General features: G+C 39.9%; 12 protein-coding genes. 11 read left to right on the top strand and 1 reads right to left on the bottom strand.

Going from position 1 to position 17669, the window contains the following annotated elements:
* Nucleotides 1-251: 251 nt before the first annotated feature.
* The 5 genes from H8706_RS06525 (at nt 252) to H8706_RS06505 (ending at nt 5973) form a co-directional block, all read left to right on the top strand.
* Nucleotides 252-1985, top strand: coding sequence for a hypothetical protein (locus H8706_RS06525; protein WP_262431982.1), 1734 nt, complete (start codon nt 252-254; stop codon nt 1983-1985).
* The gene (locus H8706_RS06520; RefSeq protein WP_262431981.1) at nt 1982-2716 is read left to right on the top strand and encodes a hypothetical protein; all 735 of its coding nucleotides are present in this window, start codon (nt 1982-1984) and stop codon (nt 2714-2716) included. Before H8706_RS06525 ends, H8706_RS06520 begins: the two co-directional genes overlap by 4 nt.
* A gap of 130 nt (nt 2717-2846) precedes the next feature.
* On the top strand, nt 2847-3824 hold the full coding sequence (gene bsh / locus H8706_RS06515; RefSeq protein WP_262432075.1) for a choloylglycine hydrolase: 978 nt from the start codon (nt 2847-2849) through the stop codon (nt 3822-3824).
* A 115-nt stretch (nt 3825-3939) separates the two neighbouring features.
* A complete protein-coding gene (locus H8706_RS06510) occupies nt 3940-4689 on the top strand; it encodes an HAD family hydrolase (protein ID WP_262431980.1) in 750 nt (249 codons plus the stop codon).
* Nucleotides 4690-4707: 18 nt separating this feature from the next.
* Nucleotides 4708-5973 carry an MATE family efflux transporter gene (locus H8706_RS06505; RefSeq protein ID WP_262431979.1) on the top strand — a complete coding sequence of 422 codons (1266 nt, stop codon included), beginning with the start codon at nt 4708-4710 and terminating at the stop codon, nt 5971-5973.
* 133 nt (nt 5974-6106) lie between these two features.
* On the opposite strand, the gene H8706_RS06500 is transcribed toward H8706_RS06505, so the two are convergent.
* Entirely contained in the window at nt 6107-6316 is a 210-nt protein-coding gene (locus H8706_RS06500) for a helix-turn-helix domain-containing protein (RefSeq protein ID WP_262431978.1), read from the bottom strand.
* A 284-nt stretch (nt 6317-6600) separates the two neighbouring features.
* Between H8706_RS06500 and H8706_RS06495 the strand changes: the two genes are divergently transcribed.
* The 6 genes from H8706_RS06495 to H8706_RS06470 all read left to right on the top strand — a co-directional run bounded on the left by H8706_RS06495 (nt 6601) and on the right by H8706_RS06470 (nt 17636).
* Complete coding sequence (locus tag H8706_RS06495) at nt 6601-7260, top strand: hypothetical protein (protein WP_262431977.1); 660 nt, start codon at nt 6601-6603, stop codon at nt 7258-7260.
* Between the two features lie 63 nt (nt 7261-7323).
* A complete protein-coding gene (locus tag H8706_RS06490; RefSeq protein WP_262431976.1) occupies nt 7324-7605 on the top strand; it encodes a hypothetical protein in 282 nt (93 codons plus the stop codon).
* Between the two features lie 246 nt (nt 7606-7851).
* Nucleotides 7852-11010 (top strand): copper amine oxidase N-terminal domain-containing protein, encoded by a 3159-nt coding sequence (locus H8706_RS06485; protein WP_262431975.1) that lies wholly within the window; start codon nt 7852-7854, stop codon nt 11008-11010.
* 27 nt (nt 11011-11037) lie between these two features.
* A complete protein-coding gene (locus tag H8706_RS06480) occupies nt 11038-14187 on the top strand; it encodes a DUF2334 domain-containing protein (RefSeq protein ID WP_262431974.1) in 3150 nt (1049 codons plus the stop codon).
* Between the two features lie 69 nt (nt 14188-14256).
* A complete protein-coding gene (locus H8706_RS06475; RefSeq protein WP_262431973.1) occupies nt 14257-17268 on the top strand; it encodes an S-layer homology domain-containing protein in 3012 nt (1003 codons plus the stop codon).
* Between the two features lie 14 nt (nt 17269-17282).
* A complete protein-coding gene (locus tag H8706_RS06470) occupies nt 17283-17636 on the top strand; it encodes an S-layer homology domain-containing protein (RefSeq protein WP_262431972.1) in 354 nt (117 codons plus the stop codon).
* Nucleotides 17637-17669 lie beyond the last annotated feature (33 nt).

Here is a 17669-nt window from a genome sequence, read left to right as displayed (position 1 = left end):
GTGCACATGGTGTGGTAAAAAGGTGGTAAAACCAGTCAACGGAGGAAGACCTCTTCCGGGCAGTTGTCCTAAAAACAAGAGCGGAAGACACGTTTGGACTCAAAATCGAACAATTGGTTAATTTGCAATTTCGACAGAGAGGGACTGCTAAGAATTAAAATCCCTGTAAGGCTTATAGGGACAATTTTTATGATAATTGTCCCTATAGTTTATTTAGGAACCTTATAAAATTTAACGAAACGGTGATTGGAATGTGCGCAGAAATAAATTTTTCAGAAATAATAAAAAGATATTCAAGCGATTTCAAAAAAGTAAAATATGATATATGCAATTTGGGGGAATGTTGTAACACTTATCATATTCCTGTAGATGAAACGATTATTGCGTATTGTAAAAAGCGCATACTGGGGATTACAACAGAGTGTGTAATTTTTACTGATAAGGCGTTTTACAGTATGCCCCGCTCTGCTAGTTATAAGCCGGTAATAGGCGATGTGCCGCCGCAGAGGGTGGAATATACAAGTTTATGCAAATATCTGATAGTTCAGGAAAACGGAAGGTCTGATGTCTATATATTCAATAATAAAAATTTATATCAAATCGGCTATGGTTCGTTAATCTTGAAAAGCGTTGCCGGATATGAGATAACAACCTTGCTGAGAGCGATTCAAGAAGAAATTTTAACTGAATATCCAGATTTAAATGAACAATTCGGCGATATGGCAGAAAAGTTTTTTCTGGATGTAAGAAATCAAATGCGATGTGATGTGATTTCAGATATAAACCGCGAACTTCTGCAGGGTCTGGTATCTGCTAAACGTTTTCGAAAGCATGCACTTTATTTGCTTGCAGAAGGAATATTCCGTCAATTCAATATGGAAGATTATAATTCGTTTGTTGAAAGTAATAAAGAAAACTTTAAAGACGGCGAAGCAGAAGATTTATTAAATATACCGAGCTCTTTTATTGATAATCTTCGTGCAGACTTGTCTGATGTAAATCTTGCGTTTGAACCGAAATATACAAATTTGCTTATTGGTAATTTGGAAAAAACAGATGATTTCAATGACGGCGAAAAAGATGAGCTTTTGATATTTGCCTATGCAAGGGCAAACAGGTTTGCGGATGCGCGTCAAAAAGTTAATTCACTGGGATGTATATATGATGAAAATTCAGTTTACAATATGGAAAATTTTATCTGTGTTTACGGAAATAAACAGATGAAAAGTGTCGTTAAACTAATGATAAATGACGAAGAAATACCATGGCAATTGCGCAGTTGTATAGACGCAATGGGATTTACTCCGCTTCATTATGCAATAATGCTTGGTAAGGATGGCATGATCGAGAGACTTGCAGAAACACATACTTATATAAATAGCAATATGGAAGCATATATTGATGACGGTTTATTGACAAGCTTGCTTGACTATGCGATACCGGCAACTATAAAGAACATTGAATCAAAATCAACGTTAATAATGTATACTGAAAGTGAAGTGATACGTCTTACAAGTAAGTGCGCCCAGTTAGAAAAAAATCTTAAATGGGAGAGCGGAAAGTTAAAGTTCGGGAAGGTGTGTAATGGGTTTACGCATGCTGTTTGCGGTGAGAAAAAAGAGTACAGGGAGATGGTAGAAAATTCAGATTCAATGTATGAGGAATTGTCATGTAATGTGGAGGAAATTATAAGTGAACTGCGCAATACGGAAAATGAGCGCGATGAAAGGCTGAAACAGGCTATAAAAGATGCAGTTGATAATGTAAAAAAATTAAAAAGCAGTAAAAATCCTTTTGCAAAATTTTTATTAAAATTATACGAAAGCAGTGAAAGTGATTTCTTAAATTTTTTACATGATTTCAACGATACAAGAAAGTACAGAATGTATAAGTATAACGGTTTTTTCTTTATGCTTCCTGATTCTATTGAATTAGAATTACCGTATAGAAAGGTGATACTTGAGGACGATAAAAACTTTGAATGAAAATGATGATGAAACTAACATATACCGAAAGAATTGTAAATAGGAAAAACAAGAATTACACAATCGTTATTCCGGATAACATTGATAAATTTGTAAACAATCACTATATGTTTGACGCAGACCGTAAGGGACTTGAAGCGATTATGCTCTCGGCACTGATGATGATAAAACGGCAAAATATAATAGTATATTTTCCTTTGCAGAAAAATGTCATTCCGAAAGGTTATTTCGGCGGCGCGGAGAAACTTAAACGGTTTGAGTGTGACAAGGCAATGTATGATGTTGTTTTTGTCAATCACACTATGCAAATGCCGATTGGTGAGTGGAAAGAAATCAGGCATACGTTAAATTATGTAAAAGTCTCAAAATGCCATTTTAACGCAGATGTTAAATCTGAATATATAGCTTGTACGGAGAGCTTTGCACGGTACAAAAAAACGGAAAAATATTATAAAAGAAAAGACGTTTTTTTAGACTGCATCAGATTTGATACGTACTTTCTTGTTGGCGGTAAATTTTCGTTTGTGCAAATTTTTACTGATTTAAAAGAAATGCTTGAACTGCCGCTTGAAGAAAACCTTAAAAACGGCGAGATGCCTGATTTTGTTGTTTTTGTGAACGATTGCCGAAAGAGCGGTTACGATTTTCCCGAACTTGGATTTTTTGACGATGATTTGAGAGAATTATGCAGGAGTCGCGGTAAAAAGAGTTTGTGGGATTGGTTAAACTAAAAATGTCTGCAAAGGTTAAATTATTTTGGTATATTTCAAAAAATCAACCTTTGCGGACATTTTTTGTACAAATTGAATTTATTTTCACCGACCTGCGAAAAATATTATAAAAATGAAAAAGGGTGATGATATGTGCACGGCGGTGACATACAAAAAAGATGATTTTTATTTTGGGCGGACACTCGACTATGAATTTTCATACGGCGAGGAGATTGCAGTAACACCGCGGAATTATCCGTTTCGGTTTAGAGAAACGGGGGATATTTCCAATCATTATGCCATTATCGGGACTGCGCACATAGCGGACGGTTATCCGCTTTATTACGACGCGGTAAACGAAAAAGGTCTTGCGGCCGCAGGGCTTAATTTTGTCGGCAACGCGCATTACAGAGAGAAAATCAACGGTATGGACAATGTTGCGCAATTTGAACTTATACCTTGGATTTTGTGCAAATGTCAAAATCTTTGCGAGGCGCGTAAACTGCTTGAAAAAATAAATATCACAAACACTCCGTTCAGTGACAAATTTCCTGTTGCCGAACTTCACTGGATTATATCGGACAAAACAGGCAGTATAACGCTTGAAAGCGTGAAAGACGGAATTAAAATTTATGATAATCCGGCAGGCGTTTTGACCAACAATCCGCCTTTTGATATGCAGATGTTCAACCTTAACAATTACCGAAATCTTTCGGCAAAAACCCCTGAAATTCCAACGTTTTCAAGTGCTTTGCCGTTTTCTGAATACAGCCGGGGACTTGGCGCACTCGGACTTCCGGGTGATTTATCTTCACAGTCGAGGTTTGTAAGAGCAACGTTTGTCAAGGAAAATTCCGTTTGCGAACCTGACGAAAATTCGTGCGTCAGCCAGGTTTTTCATATTATGGATTCAGTTGCCCAGCCCCGCGGATGTTGTGAGCTGAAAAACGGCGAGTATGAAATAACTGTCTATACGGTGTGTTATAATGCCGATAAGGTGATTTATTATTACACGACGTATGATAACCGCCAAATCACCGCGGTGGATATAAACAGGGAAAACCTTAATTCCGACGCGCTTTTACATTATCCTATGAAAACGGGAGAGCAGATTTTGTTTCAAAATTAACCGTTTTGATATGCCGTTTTAACCGCAATTTTTCCAAAATAAAACAACAATTTTACAAAATTTTTACACATACGGGATGTATATTCGTTGACATTAAATGCGCACGTATGGTACAATGAAATCACTAAAAATTTTGGAGAAAAATATGAAAATTTGCGGAATAATTTTTGACAAGGACGGCACGCTTTTGGATTTTAACAAGTTTTGGGTGAGCGTTACCGACAAAGCCATAGACGAAATTTTGCAAAAGTGCGGTGCGGACATCAGCCTTAAACCAAAGATTTTGAGCGCGCTCGGCGTGATTAACAGCGACGTTGACATAACAGGTCAGCTTTGCAGCGGAACGTACGAGTCTATGGGCAGATGTATTTATGAAACGCTTATTGAAAACGGTGTTAAAATTTCGGAAAATACGGATTTAAAAGCTGTAACCGTTGAGGCTTATCATCACAATTCGCATGCCGGAACGGTTGCGCCTGCGTGTGACGGGTTGGCGGAAATTCTCAAAAATCTGAAAATGCGCGGAATACGCCTTGCGGTTATCACGACGGACGACCCGTATTTCACCGAAAGATGTTTAAAAAAGCTCAGCGTACACGAATTTTTCGATGAAATATACACCGATGACGGTGTTTTTCCGACAAAGCCCAATCCGTTTTGCATAGATAAGTTTTGCGGTGATTTTAACCTTGGCCGCAAAGAGGTTGTTATGGTAGGCGACACTCTTACCGACACGTCATTTGCAAAAAACGGCGGAATTTTCTGCGTCGGCGTGGCAAAGGCGGCGCGAAACAAAAGTGTGCTGAGCGGAAATGCCGATATTGTCCTTGATGATGTTTCGCATATTTTTGAAATTTTGGATTAGAATTAAAACGATGAAAATATGAAGTTTAAATTGTCAAAATACATAGTGCCGTCGGTTGTGTCAATGGTTCTTGTAGGGACTTACACCAACATAGACGGATTTTTTATAGGAAACGTGTCGGGCGACGACGGACTTGCGGCGATAAACATTGTATGGCCGATAGTGGCGTTTATAACGTCGCTCGGAACCGGCATAGGCGTGGGCGGTTCTGTTTTGATGTCCGCACTGCGCGGCTGCGGAAAAACAAGCGATTCCGAAAATATGAAAAAGTCGGTGCTTTTTGTGCTGACGGTTTTTGGACTTATCGCAAGCGCGGTTTTGTCTGCGATTTGCAGACCGCTTGCAGGTTTAATGGGCGCGCGCGGAGAAGTGTATAACTATGCGTGTGATTATGCACTCGTCATCAGTGCAACCGCAGTTTTCCAGATTGTAGGTTCGGGACTTATCGCGGTTTTGCGAAACGAAAATAAAATGTTTCATTCAATGATATACACAATTTTAAGTTTGGCGGTGCATATCGGATTAGACGTTTTGCTGGTCGAAAAATATAAGCTTACGGGCGTTGCGGTTTCAACGGCGGTATCGCAGTTTGCGGTGCTTGTTCTTTGTCTGTGTACGCTGAAAATTGAAAAATCAGCCAAAATCAACCGCGCATATATAAAGGACATCCTGCGCGCGTCGTCCGCACCGTTCGGTGTTAATTTTGTGCCGTCGCTGGTGCTTTTTGCAACGAATTATTCAGCGTTAAAATACGGCGGTACGGCGGCAGTGAGTGCATATGCGGTGATGAGCTATGCGGTTTATACATACGATTACATATATCAAGGAGTATGCGACGGAATACAGCCTGTTTTAAGTTTTTATACGGGTTCGGGAAATGAGAAAGGGAAAAAGTATGTTATGAAAATTGCCGTGATAATTTTAGCGGTGTTTTCGCTGATATTCATACTTATTACAAAGCCTCTCATAAATGTGCTGCCGAGCCTTTTCAAAGTGTCGTACACCGCCGAAAAAATGATGATGAGCGGTCTTGTGATTTATGCGGTATCGTATCCTTTTAAAGCAACTGTAAAAATGATGTGTTCGTACTGCTATGCTACAGAAAAATTCGGTATATCGAATTTTTTGACGTATATTGACCCGATTGTTACGACACCGCTGTTTCTTGCTGTTTTGCCGTGCTTTGCCGGCATAAACGGAGTGTGGGGCGCGCTCACCGTGTCGCAGATTACGGTAACTTTAGCCGGCGCGGTTCTTATGATGTTTAAATTCCGCAACGGATAACAACACAGGAAAAATCGCAGACATTTCAGCCGGCTATGGCAGCGAATTCAAAAAACGGTCTTTGATTGTTATATCAAAGACCGTTTTTGTTTGCCGAAAGAATGTGTACAAGCACATAGTGTAATAATTCATATTATTTCTCGCCGAATTCTTTGCCGGTAATCAGATAGTCAACGGACTTTCCGTAATAATTTGAAAATGCGAGCAAAAGACTTATATCCGGGTTGCGTTTCCCGTTTTTGTAATAGGAAAGCGCCTCTCGTGTAATGTTTAAATCCATAGCAACTTTTATTTGTGTATATCCTTTTTTTATGCGTATTTCGCGCAAGCCAGCAATTTTCAAACCCTTCACCTGCTTTTAAAAAAACTTCCTTGACAACATTGTAACAAATTGTTATAATACTATATGTAACAATTTGTTACTAATTATATATATGTTAATCTCGGAGCCGAAATGATACTGACTTATGTTCAAAAAAAGCATAAAAATAGAAAATAGAAATTATAAGGTTATTATTCCCGATAATATACAATGTGATTGACTTTATATTTCTCCTATTGACTAAAATATGAAAAACTGATATAATCAGAACGTCAGAAAAATACATAATTGGGAGATTTGATACTATGACAGAGAGAAAAGCGATAAAGTATGATTTGATTGCAGGCATATTGTTTGCGGTTTTAGCGCTTCACGCACTTACGGGTATAAGCTTTTCGGGTATTCTTTACAACTCATTCCCGGTCAGATTTTTTGTGAGCAGCATAATCGGTTCGCTTATTTTTACGGCAGGTTTCGGCATAGTGTCATTTTCGATGTTCACAAAAAGACGTGATATTTTGCCGTGTATCGGTTTCGGCGTCTTGGCGCTTGTTCAGATTGTAAATGCTGTGTTATATGTCGTATTGGGCTTGCGCTCGTTGCTCGCACTTTTAGCATACATATCCGCGGCGCTTGTTTCACTGGCGCTTCTTACGCCGTATTTACCGTCACTTAAAGAATACGCAAAAAAATTTTGGTATGTCCCGTCAATGCTTTATGCGGTGTCGGCGATGTTCAATGTATTTTATATCATTATAAATATCGGATTTTTCCGTTTCTTTTCCGCGCTGTTTTGGGACGCTGTTACGGCAGGCGCACTTTTGATTGCTTGCGCGTGGTACGTTTACCCCGACGGTATTCCGAACACGCTTGATGCAAGGACGTTTGACACAAACAACTTCGGCGGTGCGTTCGATGCGGACGAGGAAGACAATGCGGATATGCCGAATGAATTTAAGGAATAAAAAATTTTTCAAAGGAGAGCAGTGTTTTCTCCTTTGTTGTTTGTCTATCGGAGATGTAAGCATATGGGAAGAAGAAGGAAAGATTATCACGAAATTATATACCGCTACGATATTGTATCCGAAACGCAGTATGACAGAGAGCTTTGTTGCAATTTTCATTTTTACGGCATTGTGCTCTATGAGGACGGCGTCGAAACGGGAAGAATGGAGCGTATATCGTCTGATATTGATTTTGTGAACGAAATTATTGAAATGATGAAAAAATTAAAAATCGGCGGTGAAAGATTTTATCTGTTCGCCGCAAAATATATTGTCCGGCATTCAAATATGTATGCCTGGCAGTAATAAATTATATCTTCAAAAAGGTCTTTGATATTGGGCTGCGGTTAATATCAAAGACCTTTTTTATTGCTTTAAATATGGCAGAAATTCAATAATATCACTGTTTTTTTAAAATCGTTGATTGTTTTAAAAAATGGTCTATTTGTTTTTGTGCGTAGATATGTTAAAATTGGATAAAAGGAACAATATGAAAAAGGACTTTTTTATCTATTTTTATACATATTGTCAATTCGGGGAAGGAGAACTCAAATGAAAAAATTTGTTTCGGTATTGCTTGCGGTATTTTTTACCGTTAACACAGCGTTAGCTGCCGGCGGTGACAGTGCGGGTAACGAAATCGGCGGACTGAAATTCAGTCCGATTGTTGCCGGCGATGTTACTGACAAAATTACCGCGGTTGGTGCGTTAAGAACTACAAGAATTCCCACTGTTGTACCTGTCAGCGGACAAAGCTTTAAACGGGCGGCGGTTATAAAGAACGGAAAGTATGGAACTATGGCTCAAAATTCCGTTGCAATGCGCCTTGAGCCGACATTTACAAACGGAACAATTTCAGCAGGAGACATTGTTGTCTTGAGCGTATATATGAAAGTAGCGAACGGCGAGGGATATGCAAGACCGTTTGTTGAAACAAAAGACAACAGCGCAAATGTCATCTTCGAAACGGAGCCTACAAAAATTGATGAAATCTGGAAAAAGTACAGCTATGTCACTGTTGCAAAAGCGGATATTCCTGCGGTAAAAATAAATATTAACATAGGTTTCAGCGAACAGATTACATATTTTGCCGACCTTAAACTTGACAATTACGGTTCTGAATATGATATTTCCGATGTGAAAAAGGCAGTTTTCGGCGAAAACTACGAGATTGAGGAAGCGGAAAAAGCTGAACAGGAGAAGGAAGAAAAGAAAAAAGCGTTAATCGGTACGGCGGCTTTTGCGGCAAACGATCCGAATGTATATACCGAGAACGGCGGAGAGAGAATTCTGTCGGGAAGTACGCCGTTTTCGAAAAATAACAAATTATATGTGCCTTTGCGTTATGTTTCGGAAAAATTCGGAGCACAGGTTGAATATAACGCACAGACAGAGGGAGTAACCATAATAAAAGACGGCGATGTTATTGAAGTTTACAAAAGTTCATCTATGTGGAAATTAAACGGCAGGCCGTGGCGTGCACAGTACGGTATAGAGTATAACGGCGGTTCTGTTTTTATACCGTATGATGTAATATCGGAACTTCTGAAAATAAAATGTCTATATAATTCCGACAAAAAAATTTGCATTTTTGCAAATACTTCGGAGAGTCTTGATTTGCTTGATAAGATGAAATATACCGATGATATTTATACCGAATCGGTGCTTACACCAAGGGAAAATTTCAATCTGACACTTGAGAGTGAATATTTTGAAAGCGAGGTGGGAACACCTGCGGTTTTAGATGTCGGTGATGAAATTCCGAGTTTTAAGATGGAGAGCAGTATTGATGCCGATGTAAGATACAAAATTCTTCGTGACAGCACTGTAATCAGTGAGAACAATACTTTTCATATCAACAATTCCGAAGAAAAGACTTTTGAAATTTCCGATAAGATATTAACTGCCGATTTGGGCGAATATAAAATTGAATTTCAAATTTTGTCGGGTGACAAGACGTACTATGATGCTTTGTATTTCTGCATAATCGACAAAAGTTCACTTAAAAATGACGATGCGGTAATAGTTCACAAGGGCAGTGACGGAAAACTTGTGTATGCACCTGATTATCTCGGCAACCGTATCCCGGATTATTCGGGTGCCGGATACAAAAACGGCGCTGTTAAAATTCCCGATGTTCCGGCGGTAATTGAGGTTTCACCGTCAGGCGGCGACGACACGGCAAACATACAGTCCGCAATAGATTATGTTTCGCACCTTCCGGTCAGAAACGACGGCACGCGCGGAGCGGTTCAGCTCACAAAGGGTGTTTTTAAAGTGTCGGGAATGTTTACAATTTCATCGGACGGAGTTGTTTTGCGCGGTTCGGGCAATGATAATGCAAAAATTGCAAATGCAGTTCCGACCGGTGACGCTGATGAATTTGCGCAAAAGCACAAAGATACGGAAGGTACAATAATTCTTCTCACAACAAAAGTGCCCGAAACAAGAATGCTTGATATTATCGGAACCGGCGGTGCTGTTAAAATCGAAGCCTCAAAGCAGAAAATAATCGACAACTATGTTCCGACCGGTGCATATTCGTTCAGGGTTGAAAATGCGTCGGAATACAATGAAGGCGACGAAATCATTATCGAACAATACGGAAATCTTGCCTGGGTGCACGAAATAGGAATGGATAACATTCCTGCGCGAACCACGCAGGACGCAAACCAAAAAAATAACGAAAACAGTGCGACGGTGCAGTGGAAAGAACATACCTGGACATTTGAGCGCACAATAGTAAAAAAAGAGGGCAACGTTATTTATATCGATATGCCCGTAATGAACGCGATTGCCGAAAAATGGGGAGGAGCCAATATTTACAAATACACCGATACCGGCAGAATACAAAATGTGGGTGTTGAAAATATGCGCGTTATAGCGGTCTGGACTCCGAACAGCGACAATGTTGACGATACGCGCCATGCAGGCGAACTGGCAACACTAAAAAATTGCAAAGACGTTTGGCTGCGCGACATAACGACCGAGCATCTTAATTTGTATAACGTGAATATTTACTCTACGGCAAAAAGAGTTACTGTTCAGGATTTTTACTGTTTGGTTGCACCGCCTTCGTATTATATGGGAAACGGATATGAGTCAACGGGAAGAACATTTTTGGAAACAAAGGTTTATGTCGGAAGGTACGGCGTATATATGGGCGGTCAGCAGGTGCTCGTTCAAAGATTTCACGGTACAAACTTAAGACATCTTGTGGAATACAAAAATGATGTTGCAGGACCTAATGTTGCGTATGACTGTAAATCGGTTGACTACTTCAGTCAGATGGGACCGCATATGCTTTGGTCGGCAGGCGGATTATATGACAATACCGACGGAGCGCTGCATATTCAGAACAGATTGAGTATGGGAAGCGGACACGGCTGGGCAGGTGCGTGGTTTACGGCATGGAATACCACAGACCGTCTTGCGGTTCAGAAACCGCCTACGGCGCAGAACTGGGCAGTCGGACATATCGGTGCGGTATCGGCAGGCGATTATCCGCAGTTCGAACAGGGATATTGGGAACTTGAAGGAACACGTTCAAATATTGACAGTTTGTTCGTTGCACAGACAAATGAGCGTTACGGACAGAGCGGACTTGACGTGATAAACGCAAAAGCGGATTACGACTATACAATACATGAGGTTCCGACAGATTTGGCACTTGACAGTATTTCGGAAAACAGCGAAAAAACAGACGAATAAAACAATAAAAAAATAAGGAGAACGATTATGAAAAAGAAAAGTAGTGTAAAAGTCAGCATTTTGCTGGCGATAGCGGTTTTTATAATGTCGTTTCAGGGGTTGACATTTGAGGTGTTCGCGGCAGAAAAAAGCGAACCGACTTTAATTGAAAATGCAGGAAATGCAGAAAATATCGTTCGTTTTGGGGCAAACTACGGCAGTATGATAACGACAGGCATAAGCGGCGCTCCGACAGCTGATGTTGTTGGTGCGGATTGCACGAATTCGGAATCAAAGATAGGAAATTTCGGCATACGTAACAATACAAACGGTCAATTTAGTGTAAGTGCGGCAAATTCGTATATTGTGGTGTCATATTACATTATGGCGCAAGGCGGTACACATTCAATAACCGCCGCAATTCAAGATACGTCAGGTAACAGCAATATTTATGCGGACGGAAATTTTTTGAAAAGTGAAACTGTATTGAAAGAAAACGTATGGTACAAAGCAATACAAATCTTTAAAATTGAAACTGCGGGAAACAATAATCTTCGTTTTGTTGTATCTGCCGGAAACTACGGTCAGAAAACGTATGTCGGCGGAGTTAAAGTTTGCAATTTCGGAACCGATTACACATTGGATGAAATAAAAACTTACGTTTCAGATGCAGGTCTTAAAAGCATAACAAACGGCGGTGCTGTTATTGACGGCTTCGACAAAAACACTTATAATTATACTGTGGATACGTCTTTGGGAGTAGGTGCGGCAGCAAACGCACTTTGCGATGTTTCCTATGACAATTCAAATGCAGGAAAAACGGTTATTGTGACTAAAGCTTATACGGCGGGAGTTTTGAATACCGAACCTGCCGATACAAGAACATACACCGTTTCTGTTAAAGAACCGTATACATCTATGTTTGCAGAAACTTATGATTCGGGTGCGTGGACAATGGCCGATGTTAAACACAGGGGCAATTCGCGTCCGAAAATTGAAAATGACGGTGAAAAAGAATTTGCTATGAAATTCTATGGCAATGATGCAAATTATACCGAAAGCGAAAAAGGAAAATCGATTTTCCGCGGTCAGCTGTCAAGTTCGTATCTTGTAAATTCAAATAATCTTACAACAGGCGACAAGGTTTATATTTCGTTCTATGCCAGAGCGTATTCAAAATACGGCAATGAATGTAAAATTCAGCCTGCATTGCAGAGCGAAAAATCCGGAGGCGGACTTTCGACAAGCTACAGCGGTGATGTTTTCACGCTTTCGGACGTTTGGAAAAAATACTCAACCGTAATTACATTAGATAAAGTTCAGGCAGACGGAACCGAGGGTACACGAATTACACTTGCGCTCGGCTATCACGGACAGGTTACTTACATATCGGATTTTGAAATTTACAGGTGTGACGCGTCTTTTTCGGACAGTGAAATAAAGGCTTTGTTTGATAACGATATCGAAAATTTGCTTTCTTCAAACAAAATGAGCAAAGGCGGAAGCGTAACTGTAGCTGAACAGGCTGTTTCCGACAACAATGTACCTTTCAGCACCGAATATGTATACACCGAAAACGGAGCCTACAGCGATACAGAAAAATCTGTAATAGGAAAGTACAGCGCAAGAAATGCCAATATTTTAAACGACTTGGTGAATACCGGTGATGTTTTGTTGCTCACATATTGGGCAAAAGGAGATATGGATAACAGCAAACTTTCAACAGGCGACATTTCAACAGCAATGATTTCACCGCTTATTCAGTCTACGCAAAGCGGCGGACCGATTGTTTACAGTATCGGAAATGACGGAATCGAAAATAAAACGGGCGACGAGATAACCTCAAATTGGAAACGTTATGCGTATATATTTAAAATTCCGTCGGAATCTGCATACAGAATTCAGCTTCAGATAGGTCTTAAAGGTCAGACAACACACATTGCGGACGTAATGCTTTATAATCTCGGAAACATTGCGGTATCAGATGCATATGCAATTTCGCAGAACAAAGACATTCTCGGTGCGTCGTATAACACCAAGGCTATGCAAATCACTGGTGATACATATACCGCAAAGCTTGCAAAAGATGAAATTTTTGATATATCAAAGGTAAGCGCATATGCAAAATATCCGTTTATATCAACCAAAATTTCTGACGGAAAAATAACTCTCACAGCTGCGAACGGCGATGAAATAAGCTACAATATAAAAAGCGAAAATGCAAAAAAAGAGATTTTTGCAGACGCGGTTAACTACTATGCAATGAGTGCAAAAAATGCAATTTTCCGTCTTGACGATTTAAGACCCGAAACTATTGCTGATTTCGGATATGCCGCAGAATATTTGCACAGCAAGGGAATAACCGCGGCATTCGGTATAATCGGAACGGATTGGGAAAATGCTTCTGAAAACGATTGGAATACAATCAAAAAATGGCAGGATGAATACGGCATAGAACTTTTCTGTCACGGATATTATCATACCGAACAAGAATATAGCACAGCATCATATACCGAACAGTATGATTCTCTTAATAAATATCTTACGCTTTTAAATACGCACGGTATAGTTACAAAAACCTTCGGTTCGCCGTTTAACAACAGCACGGTTGTAACGTCGAAGGCACTTAATGCACTTGGCTTTGAAAACAATATGTTCGGTATAAAAAATACGGCGGAAAATCAGATGAATTTCTCTGACAGATGTAACATTGAGGCTAAAACAGGCGTCGCAAGTTTTGATGAGTTTAAGAAGAATATCGGAAATTTTGAAAATGCGGAGTGTATTGTAATTCAGGGACATACTGCAAATTGGGATACCGATTCAAGAACCGCTTTTGAGAATACGGTTGGTTATCTTTTGGAAAACAATTATAATATCACAACACCCGCCGCATATAATGCAGCGGTTAATGCGAAAAATAAGATTTCCGCGCCGAAAACCGGTGATATTACGGCAGAGGTTAATCTTTGCTCCGGAAGTCTTGACACAAAGAGTGCAACTTTGATTTTGGCAGTATATGATAACAGCGGAGCTCTGACAGACACAGTAATTAAAACAGTTTCGCTCGACTCCAAAGACGAAAATACATTCTCTCTGACATCAAATATTCCCAGTGAAGGATGCCGTGTAAAGGTATTTGTATGGAACGGTATAAATTCGATATTCCCTATACAAAAAGCTGACATTTTAGAATAGAACAATATATTATTTTGCCGCCGCAAATTTAAGCGGCGGCAAAAAGCCTATACGAATTGAGGTAACGCAATGAAGAAATTTATTTCAGAAATTATAATCGGCGCTCTTGCGGTCAATTTGCTTGCACCGTGCGTTTTCGGCGAAAGCAACGTACTTAACAATGATGATTTATACACCGAAGAAAGCGTCTTTGAAGAATACCTTGACAGCGAGATAAGTAATGAAGATTATTGTGAGGCAGACGGTTTTGTTTTGGCAGACAATGACGGTGCACCCGCGCTTTTGAGCGGCGGCGACAATGTTATTGCGCGCTTTGGTTCGAGTTATCTCGACACCTCCGCACCTATGTCAAAAGATTTCAGTTCTGATATAACATCACCTGTAACAAGTGCAAAGGTTGCGGTATGTAAAAGCGGTTCGGCGCTCGGAACTTGCGGAATACGAAACAATGTTCCGTTTGTTTTGAATGAGGAGAACAGTTATGTCGCGGTTACATATTATGTAAAGGCAGTGACGGCAGATGAGGGCACAAATCCGCGTGTGAGCGGATTATTGCAATATTGCACTGCTAACGGAAGCAACGGCGGAAATACCGTTAATGCATTTGCAGGTATAAAAAACGAACAGACACTTGAAAATGATGTGTGGTACAAATGCTTTCAGATTTTTAAAATTGACTCGACAGGTTACTCGGCATCGGGTAAAGATTTTTCTGCATTAAGATTTGTTCTTAATGCAGGTCAGCCGGGACAGACTACATATCTCGGCGGATTTTCCGTATATAACTTCGGTACGGAATTTGAATATCTTGATGCGCAGAATACAGAAAATGCGATAATTGAGTACATTGAACAGCCAAAACTTTCGGAAATCAGTGTCGGCGGCAAATTGCCGGAGGGTTTTGACCCGAATGTAAACAGATATATGATAAGAACTGACGACCCTGACGAGGAAATAGTAACAAGTCATAGTATTTTTGCCGATGTCGAAACGGAAACGGAAGATAACCAAAACGGCGTGCGGACAGTTAATTTAACCGTAAATACGTATAAATCTGACATTATCAATAAGTACGGTTCATACGCAAATACCAATGTTTATACTGTTTATATGGTGCAAAGCGATGTGCTGTCGGCTGATGATTTCGGAATTTACAGCAAAGACGGTGAACCGAGAAATGGTATTTCGAAGGGCGAAAATGTTATAAAGATGAGGCTTAAAAACCGTTCCGAAGCAGTTGATGCAACACTTTTTTTTGCCGTTTTAAATGATGAAAGCAAAGCGTGTATCGATGTGAAATCTGTTGATGTTTTGCTTGCGAAAAATGCTGTTTCGGACGAAATAAGCGAAAATATTGAAGTTTTGGACGACGGCAAATACTCTCTTAAAGTGTTTGCGGTTGACAGGCAAAGTTATAAACCGCTTACCGGAAATCTTTCCGGAAGCGATACCCTTGCCGAGGGCGGAGAATACGGCAAAATCAATGCTGTTGTAAACTATGAAAAATCTGTTATAGAGGCAAGCGGAAGATTAAAGGGTGGAATGGGACAAAGATTCTTTGCGGCAGTTGTCGGCGGAAAAGGCGGTTTTTCTTTAAATTCCGTTTGTTTTGCGGATTTAATTACCGCGTCGCCGGACGGAACGTTTTTATTTGAATTTGTTCCCTGTAATGCTGACAAATACACGTATTTCACCCTTTATGTGTTTGATGAGGAACTAAACACTTATCAGACCGCAGGTTTTGATTACTTTGACGAGTCAGTAATCGACAAAGCGGCAGAGTGGTTTGAAACTGCTTCCGAGAATGATGTTTCGGACGCGTTGAGTGAAAAAATCCTTATAAACGGCAATATAAAGGCATCTGTTATATTCGGCGGCAAGCTTGAGCAGTATACGGCGCTTATAAACAAATCGTATGTTGATAAAGCGCTTGCAAAGACAAAATTTGCATCCGTCGCCGATTTGGTTTCAGCTTTTGAAAACGCGGTTGCAGATGCAAAGATATGTGATGAATTCAATTTATCGGACGCGGATAATTTTGATTTGCTTGTTGTAAAATATGCTGAAAAATTAAAAATTGATTTAAACGAAAATTATGCGTATAAGGCGCTCGGCGATGACGGAAAAAAGGCGGTTTTTGATAAACTTTGCGAAAAGAAGAATTTTTCGGAACCGGACGAAATAGGTATTGCCGTAAATGATGCGGTAATTCTTTATTTATACAATAATTCTTCGTGGGGTGATATTGCCGAGTTGTGCGGTTATTACAAGGATATTTTGAAAATCGATTTAACCGATGTTAAATTTGTGTCGCTCGGTGAGACAAGGCAGGCAAATGTTTTTAAAGCAATGCAGTCAGCGGTGTTTACACAAAAATCGGACATTGCAAGTAAGTTTTATGCTGAAACACAATCGCAGTATAGCCTTATGAATTCGGGTTCCGGCAAAAGCAGCGGCGGCGGAGGCGGTACAAAAGGCGGTACAATAAGCGTCGCACCAACGGTACCGTCCGACGAACCGAAAGATGACGACAATGTTAAATTTACTGACGTAGATGAAAGCAACTGGGCGAAAGATTATATTTATGACCTTTGCAAAAAAGGAATTATAAACGGTTTTGATGACGGCACTTTTAAACCCGATAATGAACTTACACGTGCGGAATTTGTCAAAATGACAGTTCTTGCGTTCGGTATGTATGACGGGAATGCGGAGGTTAACTTTTCCGACTGTGCAAATGATGATTGGTATTATCCATTTGTCGCGTCCGCAGTCAGAAACGGAGCTGTAAACGAAATTTCGGAAAGTCTTTTTGCACCGAATGAAAAGATTACCCGTCAGGATATGGCAGTTATAATTTACCGTATTATAAACGGCAGAATTACAGTTGAGTCTGATTATGACGGTATAAATCTAAACGATTTCGGAAAGGTAACGAATTATGCAAAAGAAAGTGTATCCGAAATATTTAAGGCCGGAATAATAAGTGGTGATGAAAACGGAAATTTTGCTCCGATGAATTTCGCAACAAGGGCAGAGGCAGCAAAAGTTATATCCGTAATTCTTTCTTTAAACAACTGACGGAGGTGTAATTTATGAAGAAAAACAACAGAATTAAACTGCATATAATTTTTCTTGCCGTGACGCTTATGTTTTCTGCCAATTTTTCTTTTGTATATGCGAAAGATGTTGATGTATACAGCGAAGTAAATGCTCTTAAACTTACTTCGGCACTCGGTATTACTTCAAGTGATTTTGTGCCGAACTCATCAAAAAAAGTCACGCGTGCACAGTTTGCAATGTATGCCGCAAGGATGATGTTGAGTGCGGATTTTAAACTGAACAGTGACACGGTTTTGCCGTTTTCCGATGTAGCAATTAACGACGAGGAGTATCCTTACATTGCATTTTTATACGGTCAAAAAATAGTATCGGGTGACGGCAGCTGATTTTTCAGACCCGACGACAACATAACGGCAGAT

Origin of the sequence: Qingrenia yutianensis, from assembly GCF_014385105.1 — a bacterium.
GTDB classification, from domain to species: Bacteria; Bacillota; Clostridia; order UMGS1810; family UMGS1810; genus Qingrenia; species Qingrenia yutianensis.
The sequence above is the reverse complement of the archived record's forward strand: the minus strand, read 5'-3'. Positions and strand labels throughout refer to the sequence as shown.